Source organism: Pseudarthrobacter sp. alpha12b (genome assembly GCF_054130495.1).
This window is the reverse complement of sequence record NZ_CP196746.1, coordinates 211,053-230,744: the sequence shown is the minus strand read 5'-3', so window position 1 is coordinate 230,744 and position 19,692 is coordinate 211,053. Positions and strand designations below refer to the sequence as shown.

The following is a 19,692-nucleotide window of genomic DNA, read 5'->3' as shown; positions in this document are numbered from 1 at the left end:
GACGGTGGCGCAGCTTTCGCTGCATCGTCAAGAGCGTGACGCTCGCCTTCGCCGTTGGCACCTTCCGCGCGCGTTGCCACCTTTTGTAAATTCTCTGTAGAGAACTCTGGACTTCAGGCAATAAGCAGTCTTACCATTTAGACGGCATCGATTGCACCGGTCACTCACTGGGGGGTGGTACGCATGGCTCGTATGAGTACGCCATGGCGTGCCCTGCGCCCGGCAATCCTCGCCGGCGCCGCCGCGGTCACCTGGTTGACTCTCTCGTCGACGGCTGCATCCGCCGACACCACACCGGACTCCTCATCCCTGCTGGGCAGCGTCACCAGTTCGGTGTCATCCTTAACCCCTGATCTCGCGGGTGCGGCGTCACCGGTTCCTGCTGGCTCACCGGGAGCCGCTGCAGTCCCGCGGCTGCAGCCCGTAGTAGCGCCGGTTTCCGGGCTGGCAGACAACCTCATTGCCGCCGTTCCTGTGGTGGACCACGTGGTTCCGGCGGGCGCTGTTTCCACGGTCTCCGCCCCCGTTGTTGAGCTTGCCGACAACGTGGCGGCCGGTGTGGCACAGCTTGTGGTAGCCCCTGCAACGGAGGCCGTTCCGGCGCTCGAGCCGGTGCTCCAACCGGTTTCTGACCTTTTGACCGGCACTGCTCCGCTGCCCGTCCCACCCTTGGAAGCCGTGGAAGCGGAGGTTCCTGCCGTGCTGGCCCCTGCTCCCGAGGAGGGTCAGCCAGTGGCTGTGGGGGAGACGCCGGAGGCCGTTGAGACGGCCCCGGATGCTGACTTGGCTGTGGGCACGTCGTCCCTGGCAGCAATGGACGGTGGCAACGCAGGCCTGGAAGCAGCGGGCCCGGGCGTCCTCGCCAAAACGGCTGCCCCGCAGTCCGCGGTGTCCGTGATAGTCGATTCGGTCTCGGAGCAACCCCTTCCCGCTGACCCCTCACCCCTGCCCGCTCAGGCTCCTGCAGCCCCGGCGTCCGGCACGGGCAGTGGTGGATCCTCGGGTGGCCCTTCCGGTGCCGCCGCATGGCTCAACCCCTTCGACTTCGGATTTGAACCCGCCGGCGCTGTTCCCGCCGGCGAGACCCCTGAGCACGCCCCCGCGCCGGTGTCATTCGACCCCGGTTCTTCTCCCGACTAGTTGAGGCCCCCTGCCCCTTCCCGGGCAGCACGTGGCTCTACGGGCAGCTGACCAGCGCCCGAACACCCTCAACTAATTCAGGAGCAACCATCATGAACTGCACCCTTCGCAGGGGGCTGCTTAGCACCCTCTTTGCCGGCGGCCTTTTGGCTTTCGGCTGCGCTGCCGCCAACGCGGCGGACACCCCCAGCGGGACGGACCTTTCCGCTTCCGCCCTCATCTCGGCGGCGGCACCCGCTGGCTCGACGTCGTTGGGCCTGCTGGGTGACCCAACGCCGGCCGGAACAACGGGTGTCGCCGCCGTAGTGGACGTCAACCTCGGGCTCGGCACGGCGACCACCACGGATCCCGCCACCACCGGCACCACCAACCTGGCGGCCGCAGTGGACGTCAACCTCGGCCTCGGCGGCATCACCGCCCCCGCCACCACGGACAGCACCACGGCAAACATCGCGGCGGACGCCAACGTGGATCTCGGACTCGGCACCGTCACCACCACGGACCCCGCAACCACTGGCACCACGGCGAACATCGCGGCGGACGCCAACGTGGATCTCGGACTCGGCACCGTCAGCACCGCGGATCCCGCAACCACCGGCACCACCGACCTGGCGGCCGCAGTGGACGTCAACCTCGGCCTCGGCGGCATCACCGATCCCGCCACCACGGACAGCACCACAGCGAACATCGCGGCGGACGCCAACGTGGACCTCGGGCTCGGCACCGTGACCACCACGGATCCCGCAACCACGGACGGCACCACGGCGAACATCGCGGCGGACGCCAACGTGGACCTCGGGCTCGGCACCGTCACCACCACGGATCCCGCAACCACCGGCACCACCGACCTGGCGGCCGCAGTGGACGTCAACGTGGACCTCGGGCTCGGCACCGTCACCACCACGGATCCCGCAACCACGGACGGCACCACGGCGAACATCGCGGCGGACGCCAACGTGGACCTCGGGCTCGGCACCGTCAGCACCGCCGACCCCGCAACCACCGGCACCACCGACCTGGCGGCCGCAGTGGACGTCAACCTCGGCCTCGGCGGCATCACCGATCCCGCCACCACCGACGGCACCACGGCAAACATCGCGGCGGACGCCAACGTGGACCTCGGACTCGGCACCGTGACCACCACGGATCCCGCAACCAGCGGCACCACCGATGTGGCGGCCGCATTGGACGTCAACCTCGGCCTCGGCCTCGGCGGCATCACCGATCCCGCCACCACGGACGGCACCACGGCAGACCTCGCCGTCGACGCAGCCGTAGATCTCGGCCTCGGCGGCATCACCGATCCCGTCACCACGGACAGCACCACAGCAGACCTCGCCGTCGACGCAGCCGTAGATCTCGGCCTCGGCGGCATCACCAACGGTGACACCACCGGACTCGGCAGCACCGTGGACGCAGCCGTAGACCTTGGTGCTGATCTGGGCACCGGTACTGCGGGCAGCGGCGGCCTGGATGCTGTTGTCGACCTTGGCATTGACCTCGGTATCGGGCTCGGCGGTGACACCACGGGCACCTCCGACCCGGGTACCACCACCCCGGGCGACGGCACCACCGGTGACACCGGTACCCTCGATCCCGGCACCCCGGGTTCTGACAACACCACGGGCAACGATGGCGGCACCACGGGTGGTAATTCCGCGGGCAACGGCGGCACCGGCACTCCAGGCATCGGCGACGTCACCGCAGCACCGGCCGGCTCCACTGCAGTCAGCGGAGCCATCACCACTGTGACGACGCCCCGCGGTACCCCGGCCCGCGGCAACGCTGCCCTTGCCAACACGGGCGCTGGCCACACCGGACTTGCCAACACCGGCTGGGACGGATCACTGGTTCCCCTGGCCCTGCTGCTCCTGGCCGCCGGGCTCCTGGTGCTCCGCAAGCGCAAGGTGTCGTAGAGGCCTCACGGCAGAACCGTAACCGCCCGCACATGTGCACCTGAAGCGGCAGCACGCAGCGGGCTGACGGAAGGAGGACGGCACCCCAGACACTTGGCAACAGTACAAAACATGTCATCAGCACACATGTCCTTGTAGCCAATGGTCCGGCGGCGAAGATGTTCGAAATCGCCGCCGGGCCGTCGGCGTGCCAGGACGGGAAAGCCTAGGTCAATCGCTGGTTCCGGCCTGCCGCCCGTATAATTTGAGGTACGACAGTGCCGCAGCGCACCGGGAGGAACGGTCATGGTGGCGGAATCGCCTAGCTCCATCAAGAATGAAGTGGTCGGCGGTCGCTACCGTTTGGGTGACGTTGTAGGCCGCGGCGGAATGTCGTCGGTGTACTGTGCGCGGGACGAAAACCTGGGCCGCGATGTGGCGTTAAAACTCTTCGCCCCGCAGGCCCCGGACGCGGACGAACTCAAGCGGCAGGAAGCCGAAATCAAGCTCCTCGCCACACTCAACCATCCGGGCCTGGTGACGCTCTTCGACGCCGGCATCGACGACCGGATTCCGGACGAACCCCGACCCTTCCTGACCATGGAACTGGTGGAGGGCCAGGACCTGCGCGGCCGGATCCGGCACAGCCGCGTTCCACTTGAAGAGCTGTCCGTCATCGGCGCAGGCATCGCCGACGCCCTGGCGTACGTGCACGGCCTGGGCATCATCCACCGCGACATCAAACCCGGCAACATACTCCTGGTCCAGATCCGGCCGGGTGAGCCGCTGCGCCCCAAGCTCACGGATTTCGGGATCGCCAGGATTGTGGATTCCACCCGCCTCACGTCAACAGGCACCATGGTTGGCACCGCAGCCTACCTCAGCCCGGAGCAGGCCCTTGGCAAACCCCTGTCTTCTGCCACGGACGTCTATTCCCTGGGGCTCGTGCTGCTGGAGTGCATCAAAGGCACCATCGAATACCCCGGCAGTGCGGTGGAATCCGCCGTTGCCCGGCTCCACCGTGCCCCGGAAATCCCCGACGACGTCCCCTCCGAGTGGGCGGACCTCATCCGTTCCATGACCGCCATCGAGCCGCTGGAACGTCCGGCCGCCGCTGACATTGAAACGGCGCTGCGCCAGGCCTTGGTCTCCCCCGCCTCGACGCCGGGTGAACTGGCCCTGGAGGCCACCCGGGTACTGCCCGCCATGCCCTTCCATCCCCCCTCCATCACCGCGGAAGAGTCCGTGGATGAAGTGCGGGAGGCCGCAGCGGCCACGGAGGCTGAGAGTCCTGTATCACCGGCCGCCGACGCTGTATCCGGCAGGGCAGCCGGCCCAGCCCCGGCGAAGACCACCGGCAAGCCCCGCCTCTCGCGGAGCCGGCGGATCTGGCTGGCCGTGGTGCTCGGTCTCCTGGTACTTGCCGCTGCCGCCGCAGCGGTGGTGATGAGCATCTCCGCCCGGCCTGCCGACGTCGTCCCCTACCCCACGGTGACCGGCGTCCTTGGCGACCATCTGCAGGAACTTCAAAAGAGCGTGGCCCCGTGACCCTGCGGCGCCCCGCCACGGGCCGGCTGCTGCTGGCCTGCTCGGCGGCACTGCTGGCGGCAGCCCTCCTCAACGCCTGCGCCGCCCCGGGAAACGGACTGCAGCGCGAGGCCGCAACCCAACTCCAGGCCCGGGTCCTGGAAGCGACCCAGGCTTCATCCCAGAATGATCCCGTCTCGGCGCTGAAAGCGCTGGACGGTCTCGACGCGGACCTTTCCGCGGCGCAGGCAAAGGGCCAGGTCTCGGAGGAACGCCGCCGCAGCATCATGACCGTCGTCTCCGCTGTCCGGGCGGACCTCAACGAAGCCGCGGCCGCACAGGTGGCGGCCTCGAAGGCTGCCGAGGATGCCCGCGTTGCCGCCGGCCAGCCAGCACAGGAGTCGCCACCTGCACCGGCACCTGCGTCGCAGGCCGCTCCCGCGCAGGCACCGCCCCAGGGCAACGCGTCCGGCAACGCAGGGGACGCGGGTAAGAACAACAACAGCGACAAGGGCAAGGGCAAGAACTGAGCCCGCGCTCAATGCGCCACAAAACAAAAGAAGCGGTGCTCCGGGGAAAACCGGAGCACCGCTCTTCTATGCCATGGCAGCCGGTGTTAGGCCAGGCTGGCGATGACCTTGTTCAGGGTGGCGGAAGGACGCATGACGGCGGAAGCCTTGGCGTCCTCCGGGCGGTAGTAGCCTCCGATGTCCACGGGTGAGCCCTGGACCTCGGCCAGCTCGCCCACGATCGTTTCCTCCTTGGAGGAAAGCTCGTTGGCGACCGAGCTGAACGCGGCGGCCAGGTCGGCGTCGTCCGTCTGCTTGGCCAGTTCCTCTGCCCAGTACCGTGCCAGGAAGTAGTGGCTGCCACGGTTGTCCAGCTCACCGGCGCGGCGGCTCGGGGACTTGTTCTCCAGCAGGAACGTGCCGGTGGCGCGGTCCAGGGTGTCGGCCAGGACCTGGGCGCGGGCGTTGCCCGTGGTGGTGGCCAGGTGCTCAAAGCTCACGGCCAAGGCCAGGAACTCACCCAGGCTGTCCCAGCGGAGGTGGTTTTCCTTGAGGAGCTGCTGGACGTGCTTGGGGGCCGAGCCGCCGGCGCCGGTCTCGAAGAGCCCGCCGCCGTTCATCAGCGGAACCACCGAAAGCATCTTGGCGCTGGTGCCCAGCTCCAGGATGGGGAACAGGTCCGTCAGGTAGTCGCGGAGCACGTTGCCCGTGACGGAAATGGTGTCCTCACCCTTGCGGATGCGCTCCAGGGTGAAGGCGGTGGCCTTGACCGGGGCCATGATCTGGATGTCCAGGCCCTCGGTGTCGTGGTCCTTCAGGTATTCGTTGACCTTGGCGATGAGGTTGGCGTCGTGGGCGCGCTCCTCGTCCAGCCAGAACACGGCAGGGGTCTGGGAGGCGCGGGCACGGGTGACCGCCAGCTTGACCCAGTCGCGGATGGGCGCGTCCTTGGTCTGGCAGGCGCGCCAGATGTCGCCCTCGGAGACCTCGTGCTCGATCAGGACGTTGCCGTTGCCATCGACGATCTGCACCTTGCCGGCTTCCTGGATTTCGAACGTCTTGTCGTGGCTGCCGTATTCCTCCGCTGCCTGCGCCATGAGGCCGACGTTCGGCACGGTGCCCATAGTGGTGGGGTCGTAGGCGCCGTTGGCACGGCAGTCATCGATGACCACCTGGTAGATGCCGGCGTAGGAGCTGTCCGGCAGCACGGCCAGGGTGTCAGCTTCCTTGCCGTCCGGGCCCCACATGTGTCCGGAGCTGCGGATCATGGCCGGCATGGAGGCGTCCACGATGACGTCGCTGGGGACGTTCAGGGTGGTGATGCCCTTGTCCGAATCCACCATGGCCAGGGCCGGACCGTCTTCCAGGCCCTTCTTGATCAGGTTCTGGACGCCCTCGCGGACGTCCACGGGCAGGTCCTCAAGGCTGCTGAGGATGGCGGCAAGGCCGTTGTTGGGGCTGATGCCGGCTGCGGAGAGCTGCTTGCCGTAGGTCTGGAACAGTTCCGAGAAGTAGGCCTTCACCACGTGGCCGAAGATGATGGGGTCCGAGACCTTCATCATGGTGGCCTTCAGGTGCGCGGAGAACAGCACGCCTTCTTCCCTGGCGCGGGCCACCTGGGCCGCCAGGAACTCGTCCAGGGCGGCGGCGCGCATCACGGTGCCGTCGATGACCTCGCCGGCCAGGACCGGGAAGGCCTTCTTCAGGACCTTCACGGAGCCGTCTTCACGGACCAGCTGGATGGCAATGGTGCCGTCGTTTTCGATGACCACGGACTTCTCATTGGAACGGAAGTCATCCTGGCCCATGGTGGCCACGTTGGTCTTGGAGTCAGCGGTCCAGGCACCCATGGAGTGCGGGTTCTGGCGCGCGTAGTTCTTGACGGACAGCGGTGCGCGGCGGTCCGAGTTGCCTTCACGCAGGACCGGGTTCACGGCGGAGCCCTTGATCTTATCGTAGCGCGAGCGGATGGCGGTTTCCTCGTCGGAGGAGGGATTGTCCGGGTAGTCCGGCAGCGCGTAGCCCTGGCCCTGCAGCTCGGCAATGGCCGCCTTCAGCTGCGGGATGGAGGCGCTGATGTTGGGCAGCTTGATGATGTTGGCTTCCGGCGTCTTCGCCAGCTCACCAAGTTCGGCAAGGGCGTCACCGATCTGCTGCTCCGGGGTGAGGTAGTCACCGAACACGGCAATGATGCGGCCGGCGAGCGAAATGTCGCGGGTCTCCACCTCCACACCTGCAGTCGAAGCGAACGCCTCGATGATGGGCAGGAACGAATAGGTAGCCAGCATCGGCGCTTCGTCGGTGTGGGTGTAGATAATCTTGGACATGCGCGGGCGTCTCCCTGTGGGTCGGCTTGGTTGTGAAAAATTCGGTCTATTTCACCATGTACAACTTACCCGAGGACCCGGCGTTGAACCGTACCGGAGTCCCAGCGTTACCCCGGCGGTGGGCAGGATTACAGCGATAGAGAACGGTCGACGGCGGCACGCGCCCGGGTGCCCCGGCCGCCGTCGCAATTGTGGGGCGTACGGGTATACCGAATGGTCCTAAGCCGGTATTTGATATCTCACTACTGTGTACAAACGTGTCTGGTGGGGATAAATTCGCTAAGTCACTCCCGATCCAGGGCCCGACCCCGTTCAGACAGGACAACTATGACACGCACCAGGTCTCTGGCTTCCGGCCTCCTGACTTTCTCAGCGGCCGCCGTGCTTGCACTCACCTCGGCCGGCGGGGCCTCAGCCGCGCCGGCACCGGCCAACGGAAACGCAAACCCGTCGGTGGCCAGCGTCACGCTCGATGCCGGCGGCGCAGCAGATTACTGGACTCCCGAACGGATGCAGAGTGCCGTTCCCGGGGACACCCTGGCCGGCAAGGCCCTGGAACGCGGCAACCGCTCCAGCGCCGCCCTCGTGGAGAAAGGCAAGCCTGCCACCAACAAGGGAACCAAGGGCAAGCCCACCATCGCCCAGAGCGAGAACCCCGTCTCCCACATCGGCAAAGTCTTCTTCACCCTGGGCGGGGCCAACTATGTGTGCTCAGGCAACGCCGTCGCGTCAACCAACCGCAGCACCGTGGCCACGGCCGGTCACTGCGTGAACGAAGGCCCGGGCGCGTACGCCACCAACTTCATCTTCGTCCCGGCCTACGAAAACGGGGCGGCCCCCTACGGCAAGTGGACCGCCAAGGCCCTGTACGCCCCCACCCAGTGGGCCTCAAACGGCGACATGACCTATGACACCGGCTTCGCCGTCGTCAATCCGGACGGCAATGGTGATCTGCTCACCGACGTCGTCGGCGGCTCGGGCACTGCCTTCAACCAGGCACGGGGCCTGACCTACACGTCCTACGGCTACCCCGCCGCGGCGCCCTTCGACGGCCAGACCCTCAAGAGCTGCACCGGCACCGCGTCGGATGATCCCAACAATCCCCAGTTCGGTACCCAGGGCATCCCGTGCGACATGACCGGCGGTTCCTCGGGCGGTCCGTGGTTCATCGGCATCGGCTCCGACGGCCTGCAGAACTCCATCAACAGCTACGGCTACAACGGCTCACCCGTGATGTACGGGCCGTACTGGGGCACCGTCATCCAGGACACCTTCAAGCGTGCAGCAAAGTCCTAAGGCACCTGAGCCGGACGAGGATCCAGTCAGCCACGTCGACCTGACCCAGTCACCCGAGGAAGTCCTCGAGTACTGGACGGAAGAGCGGATGGCGGGGGCCATACCCCGGGAGATTCAGCTTCCGGAGCCCGGCCCCGGCCAGGACGACCACAGTCAAGACGACCAGGACTAAGCCAGCACAACGACGACGGCGCCCGTCCCCTTCGCGGGACGGGCGCCGTCGTTCGTTGGCTCACCATCGATTGCTCCGAAATGGTCGTTTACGGACCCGAAAACGACACCTACGGAGCAATCGATGGGTGGCCGGTGGGTGGGCCCACGCCGCCCGGGTTCCCTGGCCGAGCGCCAGCGAGGTTAGGGCGGCGGTGGGCCTAGTGGAAGAAGTGGCGGGCGCCGGTGAAGTACATCGTGATGCCCGCCGCGTTGGCTGCGGCAATCACTTCCTCATCACGGACTGAACCGCCCGGCTGCACGACGGCGCGGACGCCGGCGTCGATCAGGATCTGCAGGCCGTCGGCGAACGGGAAGAACGCGTCGGAGGCAGCCACAGCGCCGCGGGCCCGCTGGGGTGCGCCGGCACCGCTGGCGTTGGAGGCACCGCCGGCACCTTCGACGTCGGACTCCACCGTGACGCCCAGCGTGTTGGCCCGCTCCACGGCCAGGCGGCAGGAGTCGAGCCGGTTTACCTGGCCCATGCCGATGCCTACCGCAGCGCCATTGTCGGCGAGGAGGATGGCATTGGACTTCGCAGCCCGGCAGGCGGTCCAGGCGAAGGCGAGGTCGGCGAGGGTCTTCTCATCGGCGGCTTCACCGGCGGCGAGGGTCCAGTTGGCGGGGTTGTCGCCGTCGGCGTCCACCTTGTCGCTGACCTGGACCAGCATGCCGCCGGAGACCTGGCGGAACTCCGTTGGGTAGCGGCCGTAGCCCTCGGGCAGGGCAAGCAGGCGGATGTTCTTCTTCTTGGAGAGGATCTCCACGGCCTCAGGCTCGAAACCGGGCGCGATGACCACCTCGGTGAAGATGTCCTTGACGGTGTTGGCCATGCCGGCGGTGACGGTGCGGTTCGCGGCGATGACGCCACCGAACGCGGAGACGGGATCGCAGGCGTGGGCCTTGGCGTGGGCGTCGGCGATGGGGTCCGCGGCGTCAGCGGAACCGACGGCCACACCGCACGGGTTGGCGTGCTTGATGATGGCGACGGCCGGTTCGCTGAAGTCGTAGGCGGCGCGCAGGGCGGCGTCGGCGTCCACGAAGTTGTTGTAGCTCATGGCCTTGCCGTGCAGCTGGTCGGCCTGGGCGATGCCCACCGGCGCAGCCTTGTCTACGTAGAGGGCGGCCTGCTGGTGCGGGTTCTCGCCGTAGCGCAGGACTTCAGAACGTTCCAGGGACAGGCCGGCGTAGGAAGGCCAGTCAATGACACCGTCACCGTCCTCATCCAGGAACTGGCTGGCGGTCCAGGTGGCCACCGCGTTGTCGTAGGCGGCGGTGTGGGCGAAGGCCTTGGCCGCGAGGCGGCGCCGGGTCTTCAGGTCGAAGCCGCCGGCGGCGGCTGCCTCCACCACCTGGCCGTAGAAGGACGGGTCCACCACAATGGCGACGGCGGCATGGTTCTTCGCGGCCGACCGAACCATGGCGGGACCTCCAATGTCGATCTGCTCCACGACGTCATCCTGCGCGGCACCGGACTTGACCGTTTCCACGAACGGGTAGAGGTTCACCACCACCAGGTCGAAGGCTTCGATGTCCATGCTGGCGAGGGTCTCCATATGGGCCGGGACGCGGCGGTCCGCCAGGATGCCGCCGTGGACGCGCGGGTGCAGCGTCTTGACGCGGCCGTCCAGCATTTCGGGGGAACCGGTGACTTCCTCAACCTCCTGCACGGGAATGCCCGCGGCGGCGATCTTCTTGGCCGTGGAGCCGGTGGAGACGAGCTTTACGCCGGCTGCGTGCAGGCCCTGGGCGAGCTCCTCCAGACCGGTTTTGTCGTAAACCGAGATCAGGGCCCGGCGGATGGGTACACGGTCAATGGATACGCGCTCATGCTGCGTGAAGCTCACAAATGTCTCCGTCTTATCTCGCGGAACAGGGCCGCGGTTGGTGGGGATAGGGCCAGTTTATCGCGAAGGGCGCGGTTGCCCCGTGTGTCCGCCGGAGTGTGAACGCGCGGAGGCCCGGCTAGAGTTTTCAGCAGGAGGCGGCGATGAACACTTACACCACTGTGCCCAGCGGCGAACAGGTGGTCCAGGAACTGCCCTGGCGATGGAAAGTCCAGGGCAGGATCTTCCTGATCGGGGGTCTCGGCTTCATGTTCGATGCCTGGGATGTGACCCTGAACGGCATCCTGATTCCACTGCTGTCCAAGCACTGGTCGCTCTCCGCCGGGGAGGCGGCGTGGGTGGGCACGGCCAACCTGATCGGCATGGCCCTGGGCGCCTTTATCTGGGGAACCATCGCGGACACCGTGGGGCGCAAGAAGGCCTTCACCGCCACCTTGCTGCTGTTCTCCGTGTTCACCGTCCTGGGCGCGTTCGCCCCCGATTTCATCTGGTTCTGCGTCTTCCGGTTCATGGCCGGATTTGGCCTGGGCGGATGCATTCCGGTGGATTACGCACTGGTGGGTGAGTTCACCCCGCGGAAGCAGCGCGGCAAGGTGCTTACTGCCATGGACGGCTGGTGGCCTGTGGGTGCGGCCCTGGCCGGGTTCGTATCGGCCGGGCTGGTGGCCCTCTACGGAGACTGGCGCCTGACCATGCTGGTGATGGTGCTGCCCGCCCTGCTGGTCTTCTGGATCCGGCGCAGCGTGCCTGAGTCCCCCCTGTTCCTGATCCGGAAAGGCAGGAGGGAGGAAGCCGCCAAAATCATCGACGGCCTGGTGGAAGCCACTGGAGCGGAACCCCGCGCCTACAGCCTTCCCGACGCCAGGGATGTCCCCCGGCTTTCCGCCGGCAGCGCCTGGACCCAGTTGCGCTCGGTGTGGCAGTTCAACTGGAAGATCACCGTTGCCGCCTGGTCCCTGTTCTTCAGCATCCTGCTGGTGTATTACCTGTCCCTGACGTGGATGCCGAGAATCCTCATTGGCGCCGGGTTCGCCGAGTACAAGGCGTTCATCACCACCGCGTCCATGGCCGCCGTCGGCTTCCTTGGCGTCGTGGTGGCGGCGCTCCTGGTGGAGCGGGTGGGGCGCAAATGGATCCTCGCCATCACCGGTCCGCTGTCAGCCCTGACCCTGGTGATCGTGGCGTTCGTGGTGGACATCCCCACGGCAGCGGTGTTCTGGCTGCTGGTGTTCGGTTTCGTGGTGCAGGTGGCCATTCCGGTGCTCTATGCCTATGTCTCCGAGCTCTATCCCACCGAACTGCGGGGAACAGGGTTCGGCTGGGCGTCCACGTTCTCGCGCCTTGGCGCGGGTTTTGGGCCGTTGGTCTTCGCGAACTACTTCTGGCCGGAGCTCGGCCTGGCAACGTCCTTCGCCCTGGCCGGCGGGCTGGTGCTGCTGGCCGTGCTGTGGATGGCATTCTTCTCGCCCGAAACCCGCCAGCGCCGCCTGCAGTAGCCGCTTTCGCGACGCGCTGGTCCATTTCCGACACGCAAGTTCCCCTGCGCCCACAGTATTTGAGCCGCGAAATGGCATGTGCACATCGAATAAGAAAGTGCGCGTCGAAGGTGGTCTTAGGAGGCGGTGAAGGCGGGGTCCGCGGCGAGGGCGGCCAGGGTGGAGACCAGGAGCCGGCGCTCCACCACCTTGATGCGTTCGTGCAGGGTTTCCTCGGTGTCGGAGTCCTCGATAGCCACCGCGTCCTGCGCGATGATGGGGCCTGTGTCCACGCCGGCGTCAGCCCAGTGCACCGTGCAGCCGGTGACCTTTACGCCGTAGGCCATCGCGTCCCGCACCCCGTGGGCGCCGGGGAATGCCGGAAGCAGCGCGGGGTGCGTGTTGAGGTACCGGCCGTTGAACGCGTCGATGAAGTCCGGGCTGACGATCCGCATGAACCCGGAGGAAACCACCACGTCCGGCTCGTAGGCAGCCACGGCCTTGGTCAGCGCGGAATTCCAGTCGGCGCGGTCCGGGTAGGCCTTGAAGTCGACCACGAACGTGGGGATGCCGGCAGCAGCGGAGCGTTCGACGCCGTAGGTTCCTTCGCGGTCCGCTCCCACCGCTGCGATCTCCACGCCGAGCTCCCCCGCCTGGACGGCGTCGATAACTGCCTGGAGGTTGGACCCGGTTCCGGAAACAAGGACGACGATACGCATTGGTCCAGCTTAGGTGCAGGCTCGCGTACGCTGGAAAACATGAACAGCGAACCGGGCCGGAGCGGGCAGCAGCAGGTCAAACCCCCGCTCAGCGAGGCGGCAAAAGCCTCCCTCGCCAGGACCCACACCCTGTTCCGGATGTTCGTCGTTTCGGTGCTCGGGGCGTTCTTTGTGTACCAGCTGGACGTCGGCTACCTGTGGCTGACTACTTTGCTTACCGCCGTAAGCCTGGTCCTGGGGATTGTCCTGCTGGTCCGGGCCATCCGACTGAAGGAATCCAAGCTGGTTCTCCTGGGCACCATTTCCGGGCTGGTGGTTGCAGCCGTCATGGTGCTGCTGATTGTCACCACCATGGTCCTGTTCGACCAGGTGCGCGAGTACCAGGCCTGCCTGGGCCGGGCGCTGACGGACCGGGCCACCCACGCGTGCATGGCACAGTTCCAGGATCTCCTGCCCACCAAAGTCCGCTAGCGGGCTTGGTCCTAGTGGACCAGCTCCGCGTCGCGTTCCGCCGGCGCGGTTTTCTCCCGTTCCAGCCAGGGGCCGGCCGCGTAACCAATGACGACGCCGATGCCCACTTCTGCCGCCACCCACAGGCCCGTCCACAACGGGTCGGGTCCGATGGCGGTCAGGCGGCCGAGACCGGCTGACCCCCGGGCGATCCAGGCCAGGCACATGGTCAGCAGCCCCGCGGCCATCCCGGCCAGCATGCCGAGCACCAGGGTGGAGACGGATGCCGTGAACCAGCGGGCGTGGACCTTGATGGCGAGCCACTCGTCGAAGTGGTTCTCCCCCTCCCGGAGGAACCACCAGCCCGCCATGACCCCTGCCAGCACCGGAACGATCAGGGCAACGAAGGCGTAGTCCAGTGACCCGGACGGGATGGCCGCCAGGACGGGTATGGACGGAAGCGGCCCGACGGCGGTCCCCAGCGCCCCTGCCTGGGAGCCAGCCCCCATGGCAAAGCCGGCACCGGACGTCCACGCGAGGGCAAAGACCACAAGGTTGGGCAGGAAGCCAAGCTGCGCGATGGTGAGGGCGGCGCCTCCCACCGGGCCGGCGTCGAGGGCTTCATAAACGGACACCACCAGGTTCCAGTGGATGAACAGGTCGACTGCCAGCAGCGCCGCGGCCAGGGTGAGGGCTGACACCCCGGCCACGAACCCTGCCTTCGCCGCGGACGCGAAGTACGATCCGGCCCAGCGGGAATGCTGGCTGGTGCGCGAGATCCAGTCCACAGCGTCGACGCCGATGAGCCGGCTCCAGGATTCTGCTTCCCGTCGCGCCCCGACCACCATGCCGAGACCGAACGGGATAAGGGGAACCAGCATGGCGTACCAAAGGTTGATGACGACGTCGCTGCTGCGGCAGACGAACCCGGTGGCCGCGCCGAACGCTGAATAGACTGCCCACGAACCCAGCAATGCCTGCCACAGCTGGTCCGTGTAGGAGGCGCGGGCAAGCCGGCGGCCGGCGCGCCACGCCAGGAGGAACGGGATCAGGGTCAGGCCCAGGGGAATCAGGCTCAGGATGCCGGACCCGCCATGGCTGGCAGGCGCGGGCCCGCCGCCGGCAAGTTCCAGCGGCACCCCGTGGACCAGGAGCCACGACTGCCCCGCCAGGCGTGCCAGAACCTCGAACTGCCCGTTCTGGAAACCCGCCGTGGCCCATACAGCCACGATGGGCGCCACGACCACCAGCGCTGAAATGATGGCCGCCTGCGCCGCTTCAAGGCCACCCTGCAGCCACAACGGCATGGGAAGGCCACGGTCTCCGGTCTGATCAGCGCGCAGTTTCATCGTGTTCCATGGTGTCACGCCGGGTGCGCCGCGCCCGCGAACGACAGGCTCCCCGGCGGCACCGATCACCAACCAAATGCTCTGGCCACCGGCGCTTTTTGCCCTGCACCGCCGTAAAATTGGTAGAAACCAACACCCCCCGCCCCGCCGAGGGTGTTTTGCGATTTCCGCTGGCTGCCGGGCGTGAACAGCGCCAGCCGTCTACCCGGATTCCGTCAACCGGGAAAACAGGAGCCGCGAATGAGAGATGAACCGTAAGTTCTGAAGATATTCGTCCTACTGGCTGGTGCAGTCACCGCTATCGGCACGGCTGCACCAGCATCTTAAAACAGTGCGGCGCCGGGAGCCTCCAACCGGGCTCCCGGCGCCGTTCACCGAGTCAGGGCCGCTGATTCAACCAGCCTGCCCCAGGACTGGAGGCCGAAGCCCCCGTCCCTGTCAGCGGCGGGTGCCGCCCTCTGTTTCGATGTTCTCCTTGCGGACTTCCTCGTTCACCGTGACGTCGTCGCGGACAACTTCCTTGTCCAGCCGGACCCGCTCCACCGGGACAGCTTCCTTCTCCACCACCGGGCGCTCCTCGTGGAGGACCACCTCGTGCTCTTCCTCGCTGATGGCAGGTCCGTCCAGGGCTTCGCCGCGGTTGGCGTCCGTGATGGGCTCACGCTCGATCCGGACTTCTTCGCGCTCCACCGGGATGGTCTTGGTGACATTCTCGGTGGTGACGTACTTGCGCAGCCGTGCCCGGCCGGTGGCCTCACGTTCCTTGCCCACGTGGAGCTGTTCCTCGGACCGCGTCATGGCGTCGTCCGTGGTGGGACCGGAGGTGTCGTGGCCCACGGCGTCGCGGGTGTGGGTGTCCCGGTCCGAGGTATCGTGGCCTGCGCCGAGGCCGGCGGTGGGGGTGCCTGCGTTCAGGTCGGCATCGCCCTGCAGGTCCACGTCCCCGGCAGTGCCGGTGCGGGCCTCGGTGTAGGTCCGGGCACCGCGCTCGTAGTAGGTGTACAGCCGGTCCTCTTCCTCAGGGGTGAGGTGGCCGTCGGCGTCCACGCGGGGCGCGTCCTTGACGTGCTCCTTGGTGAAGGGGACAACCAGGTCTTCGCCCTGGTTATGTGCGCCCTCAACCGGCACGAAGGACTCGGAGGTACCGAAGAGGCCCGTTTTCACAGTGACCCATGTGGGCTCGCCCGTGTCGTCGTCTGCGTACAGCTGACCGATCGAACCAATCTTGGTGCCGTCGGAACCGACGACGTTGCCGCCCTTGGTGAGCAGGTTTTCAAGGTTTTCCCTGTTGAGCATGACGTCTCCTTGGATGGTCGTTGCACTGGGTCTGCCAGCAATGGATGGTCCGGACCGGGGATTGCTCCCGTCATCCGGCTTCCGCCCCGGCTGCTTGAGGCTGCGCTGACTGCCCCACTACCGTAAGCATGCTTAGCATCAAATGCAAAGCTTACTTAGTAATTTTTTTGGCAGCATGGGTGGCTGTTCACCCGGCCTTCTCCTCCGGGTAACGCTTTTTCCCCCGCCATTTCAGGGAAGGCGCCCACGGTTGAGGGGTGAGGATCGCAATCGTTGCCGAATCGTTTCTGCCGTTGATGAACGGTGTCACCCATTCAATCCTGCGGGTCCTGGACCATCTCCAGGAGCGGGGCGACGACATACTGGTCATCGCCCCGTCGGCCCAGGACGGGCTGGCGCCCGGCCAGGTCAAGGGGGCGGAGGTCCACCTGCTTCCCTCGGTCCCGCTGGCCGGCTACACGAACGTGCGGGTGGCACTGGGGGGTGTGTACCGGGTCAAGCGAATCCTTGCCGAGTACGCGCCCGATGTGGTGCATCTTGCCTCGCCGTTCGTGCTGGGCTGGCGTGCCGCCCAGGCGGCGCACCAGCTCGGTATCCCCACCGTGGCCGTCTACCAGACCGAAGTACCCAGCTACGCCGCCCGGTACGGCGTTCCCTTTCTGGAGAACTGGGCCTGGAGCAGGGTGGAGAACATCCATCTGCTGGCCTCGCGCACCCTGGTGCCCTCCACGTTCGCGCTGAACCAGTTGCGCGGCCGGGGCATTCCGCGGGTGCGGATGTGGCGCCGAGGCGTGGACACTGCCCGGTTTTCGCCGGAAAAGCGCGACGACGGCTGGCGGGCCTCGGTTGCCCCCAACGGGGAGCGGATCATCGGCTACGTGGGCAGGCTGGCCGTCGAAAAACAGGTGGAGGACCTTGCCGCACTCGCCGGAATTCCCCACGCCCGGCTGGTGATAGTAGGCGACGGGCCGCAGCGCGCGGCCCTTGAGGCCGCACTCCCCCGGGCGGTGTTCACCGGCTTCCTGGGCGGTGACGAACTGGCCCGGGCGGTGGCATCATTCGACCTGTTCGTCCATCCCGGCGAGTTGGAAACCTTCTGCCAGACCATCCAGGAGGCCATGGCATCGGGTGTTCCGGTGGTGGCTACGGGGCGGGGCGGGCCATTGGACCTGGTGGAGAATTCGCGCACCGGGTGGCTTTACGAACCGGGCGACCTGTCCGCCATGCGTGCCCGGGTGCAGGACCTGATGGGTGACGACGCCAAACGCCGGGCGTTCGCGGCGGCAGCACACGCGTCGGTACAGGACAGAACCTGGCCGGCCCTCTGCACGGAACTGATACAGCACTACAGGGACGTCTCGGCCGTTCCTGTTCCCCCGCAAAAGGCCACAAAGGCAGGAGCATCATCATGAAAATATCCGTGATCGGCTGCGGCTACCTGGGCGCCGTCCACGCGGCAACGCTGGCGTCCATGGGCCACACCGTGGTGGGCATCGACGTTGACCCCGCCAAGGTAGCGCAACTGGCGCAGGGCGTGGCCCCGTTCCATGAACCCGGACTGGATGAACTGCTGCAGCACGGCCGCGCTACGGGACGGCTGCACTTCTCCACCGATCCCGCCGAGGCCCGAAGCGCGCAGGTGCACTTCCTGTGCGTGGGGACGCCGCAGGACAAGACGTCCGACGCCGCCGACCTCACCTTCCTGGTCTCCGCAGCGGCCGCCCTGCTGCCGCACCTGGCCGCGGGCGCCGTCGTCGTGGGTAAATCCACCGTGCCCGTTGGCACGGTGGATATGCTCCGTGGCATCCTGGCGCCCCGGCCGGACGTGCTGCTCGGCTGGAACCCGGAGTTCCTGCGGCAGGGCACCGCCGTCAAGGATTCGCTCGTCCCGGACCGGCTGGTCTACGGCGTGGACGGCGGCCGGGCCGCCGCCTTCAACCCGGCCACCGGTGCACCCCTGGGGGTGGTGGCAGCACTGGACGCCGTGTATGGACCGCTCCTGTCGGCCGGAATCCCCCGACTGGTCTGCAACTTCGCCACGGCAGAGCTCATCAAGTCGGCCGCGAATGCATACCTGGCCACCAAGGTCAGCTTCATCAATGCGGTTGCGGAACTGTGCGATGCCGCGGGCGCTGATGTCACCGAGCTCAGTGAGGCGATGGGGCTGGACCCGCGGATCGGCAGCCGGTACCTTCACGCGGGGCTTGGTTTCGGCGGCGGCTGCCTGCCCAAGGACATCCGCAGCTTCCGCGCCCAGGCCGCCACCCTGGGCGTGCCCGCGGTGGAGGACTGGATGCGCCTGGTCGATTCGGTGAACCTGGGCCAGCGTGAACGCACTGTGGGCCTCGCTGGGGAGCTGTGCGGCGGGACGCTGGCCGGGCGTGCCATCACCGTGCTGGGAGCCTCCTTCAAACCTGACACCGACGATATCCGCGACTCCCCCGCACTGGATGTGGCGGACCGGCTGGCCGCCGCCGGCGCCCACGTCACCGTCACGGACCCCAAAGCCGTGAACCTTGCGTGGCAGCGCTACCCGCGCCTGCGCTTCGAGGCCTCCGCGGCGCGGGCGCTCCAGGATGCTGAGCTGGTGCTGCTCCTCACCGAGTGGGACGAGTACCGGCAGTTGTGCCCTGCCGCGGCCGGCCAGCAGGTACGACGGCGGGTGGTCCTGGATGCGCGGAATGTGCTGGATGCAGCGGCGTGGCAGGAACAGGGCTGGGTGGTGCGCGGGCTCGGAACCTCCGGCGGCGCTGTGACGGCGGCAGCCGCCGCACGCTGAGGCCTAGCCCAGGAGCCCCAACTCCGCGAAAGCCAGCGCAACGCCGCCCCCGGCCGGCGCGGCAGTAATCCTGTCCGCTACCGCAAGAACGGCGGGATGTCCCCCTTCCACGGCGATGCCTACGCCCGCGTACTCGAGCATTTCGATGTCGTTGGCGCTGTCGCCGATGGCCACGATGTCCACCCGGTCCAGGCCGAGCCGGGCCTCCACAATCTGGATGCCCACGGCCTTGTGGGTGCCGGCCATGTAGATCTCCCCCGCACGATCGCCCAGCGCAGACAGGGAGCTCGGGATCAGGCCCACATCCGGCCCGAAAGTGTCCATGAGACGGGTCAGCGGCACCGGTGAATCGAAGCAGGAGATTTTGGCGTAGGACGTTGCGCGAAGATCCTCGCTGTACTGCATGGGCCCCAGAATGTCCTCGAGCGGATCGACGTCCGTGCTGAGGACGCCGTCGTGCTGGGGGCGTCCGGCAAAGATGGGCCCAAGGACCTCGCGCAGGCGCCGGTCCACGCCGGTCCGGCCAAACAGCGCCTCAGGTGCTTCCAGGATGTAGGCGGCACCGTGGGCGTCGAGCGTTTCCACAATGCGTGCCGCCAACTCCGGCTCAAAACGCGCGTCCTTGAGGACCTCGCCGTTGACCTCTACCCTGGCGCCGGCACCCGTAATGGTGCCATCGAACCCCGTTTCAAGGATGTGGCCGGGGACCATGGACAGGGGACGACCCGTGCAGACGAAGACCAGGTGGCCCAGCTTTCGGGCGGTCCGGACGGCGTTGACATGCGCCTGCGGTGCAAGCCCGTGGTCGGCGTAGGTGCCGTCGATGTCGAGGAAGATGGCTCGCGGGCGCTGGGTCTGGCTGGACATGCCGGA

General features: G+C 67.1%; 16 protein-coding genes. 10 read left to right on the top strand and 6 right to left on the bottom strand.

Features of this window, described 5'->3' with window-relative positions:
- Positions 1-192: 192 nt before the first annotated feature.
- From ACTAQI_RS01050 to ACTAQI_RS01035, 4 genes are all read left to right on the top strand, one after another.
- Entirely contained in the window at positions 193-1,140 is a 948-nt protein-coding gene (locus tag ACTAQI_RS01050) for a hypothetical protein (protein WP_457948940.1), read from the top strand.
- Between the two features lie 92 nt (positions 1,141-1,232).
- On the top strand, positions 1,233-3,056 hold the full coding sequence (locus tag ACTAQI_RS01045; protein ID WP_457948939.1) for a beta strand repeat-containing protein: 1,824 nt from the start codon (positions 1,233-1,235) through the stop codon (positions 3,054-3,056).
- A gap of 285 nt (positions 3,057-3,341) precedes the next feature.
- Positions 3,342-4,583, top strand: a complete 1,242-nt coding sequence (locus ACTAQI_RS01040) for a serine/threonine-protein kinase (protein WP_457948937.1) — start codon at positions 3,342-3,344, stop codon at positions 4,581-4,583.
- A complete protein-coding gene (locus tag ACTAQI_RS01035; protein WP_457948935.1) occupies positions 4,580-5,092 on the top strand; it encodes a hypothetical protein in 513 nt (170 codons plus the stop codon). Before ACTAQI_RS01040 ends, ACTAQI_RS01035 begins: the two co-directional genes overlap by 4 nt.
- An 86-nt stretch (positions 5,093-5,178) precedes the next feature.
- Here ACTAQI_RS01035 and ACTAQI_RS01030 read toward each other — a convergent pair whose 3' ends face one another.
- Complete coding sequence (locus ACTAQI_RS01030; RefSeq protein WP_457948933.1) at positions 5,179-7,398, bottom strand: NADP-dependent isocitrate dehydrogenase; 2,220 nt, start codon at positions 7,396-7,398, stop codon at positions 5,179-5,181.
- Positions 7,399-7,725: 327 nt separating this feature from the next.
- Here ACTAQI_RS01030 and ACTAQI_RS01025 point away from each other — a divergent pair, with 327 nt between their 5' ends.
- Positions 7,726-8,694, top strand: a complete 969-nt coding sequence (locus ACTAQI_RS01025) for a trypsin-like serine peptidase (RefSeq protein WP_457948931.1) — start codon at positions 7,726-7,728, stop codon at positions 8,692-8,694.
- Positions 8,678-8,866 carry a hypothetical protein gene (locus ACTAQI_RS01020; RefSeq protein WP_457948929.1) on the top strand — a complete coding sequence of 63 codons (189 nt, stop codon included), beginning with the start codon at positions 8,678-8,680 and terminating at the stop codon, positions 8,864-8,866. Before ACTAQI_RS01025 ends, ACTAQI_RS01020 begins: the two co-directional genes overlap by 17 nt.
- A 199-nt stretch (positions 8,867-9,065) precedes the next feature.
- Here ACTAQI_RS01020 and purH read toward each other — a convergent pair whose 3' ends face one another.
- Positions 9,066-10,751 carry a bifunctional phosphoribosylaminoimidazolecarboxamide formyltransferase/IMP cyclohydrolase gene (purH, locus tag ACTAQI_RS01015; RefSeq protein WP_457948927.1) on the bottom strand — a complete coding sequence of 562 codons (1,686 nt, stop codon included), beginning with the start codon at positions 10,749-10,751 and terminating at the stop codon, positions 9,066-9,068.
- A 143-nt stretch (positions 10,752-10,894) separates the two neighbouring features.
- On the opposite strand from purH, the gene ACTAQI_RS01010 reads away from it, so the two are divergent.
- The gene (locus ACTAQI_RS01010) at positions 10,895-12,247 is read left to right on the top strand and encodes an MFS transporter (protein ID WP_457948926.1); all 1,353 of its coding nucleotides are present in this window, start codon (positions 10,895-10,897) and stop codon (positions 12,245-12,247) included.
- A 116-nt stretch (positions 12,248-12,363) separates the two neighbouring features.
- Here the strand turns inward: ACTAQI_RS01010 and purN are convergent, their stop codons facing one another.
- Complete coding sequence (purN, locus tag ACTAQI_RS01005; protein ID WP_457948924.1) at positions 12,364-12,945, bottom strand: phosphoribosylglycinamide formyltransferase; 582 nt, start codon at positions 12,943-12,945, stop codon at positions 12,364-12,366.
- A gap of 39 nt (positions 12,946-12,984) precedes the next feature.
- Here purN and ACTAQI_RS01000 point away from each other — a divergent pair, with 39 nt between their 5' ends.
- Positions 12,985-13,416 (top strand): hypothetical protein, encoded by a 432-nt coding sequence (locus ACTAQI_RS01000; protein ID WP_457948923.1) that lies wholly within the window; start codon positions 12,985-12,987, stop codon positions 13,414-13,416.
- An 11-nt stretch (positions 13,417-13,427) separates the two neighbouring features.
- Here the strand turns inward: ACTAQI_RS01000 and ACTAQI_RS00995 are convergent, their stop codons facing one another.
- Together ACTAQI_RS00995 and ACTAQI_RS00990 are read right to left on the bottom strand one after the other, a co-directional pair.
- Entirely contained in the window at positions 13,428-14,744 is a 1,317-nt protein-coding gene (locus ACTAQI_RS00995) for a cell division protein PerM (protein WP_457948922.1), read from the bottom strand.
- 438 nt (positions 14,745-15,182) lie between these two features.
- A complete protein-coding gene (locus ACTAQI_RS00990) occupies positions 15,183-16,040 on the bottom strand; it encodes a DUF2382 domain-containing protein (protein WP_457948920.1) in 858 nt (285 codons plus the stop codon).
- Between the two features lie 257 nt (positions 16,041-16,297).
- Here ACTAQI_RS00990 and ACTAQI_RS00985 point away from each other — a divergent pair, with 257 nt between their 5' ends.
- Positions 16,298-17,452, top strand: coding sequence for a glycosyltransferase family 4 protein (locus ACTAQI_RS00985; protein ID WP_457948918.1), 1,155 nt, complete (start codon positions 16,298-16,300; stop codon positions 17,450-17,452).
- Complete coding sequence (locus tag ACTAQI_RS00980; protein ID WP_457948916.1) at positions 17,449-18,819, top strand: UDP-glucose dehydrogenase family protein; 1,371 nt, start codon at positions 17,449-17,451, stop codon at positions 18,817-18,819. The genes ACTAQI_RS00985 and ACTAQI_RS00980 overlap by 4 nt, the downstream gene beginning before the upstream one ends.
- A gap of 3 nt (positions 18,820-18,822) precedes the next feature.
- On the opposite strand, the gene ACTAQI_RS00975 is transcribed toward ACTAQI_RS00980, so the two are convergent.
- Positions 18,823-19,686 carry an HAD hydrolase family protein gene (locus tag ACTAQI_RS00975; protein WP_457948914.1) on the bottom strand — a complete coding sequence of 288 codons (864 nt, stop codon included), beginning with the start codon at positions 19,684-19,686 and terminating at the stop codon, positions 18,823-18,825.
- Between the last annotated feature and the right edge of the window lie 6 nt (positions 19,687-19,692).

Coding starts and splice junctions, on each gene's coding strand:
- ACTAQI_RS00990 (WP_457948920.1), bottom strand. CDS start 16,040: ATGCTCAACAGGGAAAACCTTGAAAACCTGCTCACCAAGGGCGGCAAC.
- ACTAQI_RS01010 (WP_457948926.1), top strand. CDS start 10,895: ATGAACACTTACACCACTGTGCCCAGCGGCGAACAGGTGGTCCAGGAA.
- ACTAQI_RS00995 (WP_457948922.1), bottom strand. CDS start 14,744: ATGAAACTGCGCGCTGATCAGACCGGAGACCGTGGCCTTCCCATGCCG.
- ACTAQI_RS00980 (WP_457948916.1), top strand. CDS start 17,449: ATGAAAATATCCGTGATCGGCTGCGGCTACCTGGGCGCCGTCCACGCG.
- ACTAQI_RS01000 (WP_457948923.1), top strand. CDS start 12,985: ATGAACAGCGAACCGGGCCGGAGCGGGCAGCAGCAGGTCAAACCCCCG.
- ACTAQI_RS01040 (WP_457948937.1), top strand. CDS start 3,342: ATGGTGGCGGAATCGCCTAGCTCCATCAAGAATGAAGTGGTCGGCGGT.
- ACTAQI_RS01045 (WP_457948939.1), top strand. CDS start 1,233: ATGAACTGCACCCTTCGCAGGGGGCTGCTTAGCACCCTCTTTGCCGGC.
- ACTAQI_RS01025 (WP_457948931.1), top strand. CDS start 7,726: ATGACACGCACCAGGTCTCTGGCTTCCGGCCTCCTGACTTTCTCAGCG.
- ACTAQI_RS01030 (WP_457948933.1), bottom strand. CDS start 7,398: ATGTCCAAGATTATCTACACCCACACCGACGAAGCGCCGATGCTGGCT.
- purN (WP_457948924.1), bottom strand. CDS start 12,945: ATGCGTATCGTCGTCCTTGTTTCCGGAACCGGGTCCAACCTCCAGGCA.
- ACTAQI_RS01050 (WP_457948940.1), top strand. CDS start 193: ATGAGTACGCCATGGCGTGCCCTGCGCCCGGCAATCCTCGCCGGCGCC.
- ACTAQI_RS00975 (WP_457948914.1), bottom strand. CDS start 19,686: ATGTCCAGCCAGACCCAGCGCCCGCGAGCCATCTTCCTCGACATCGAC.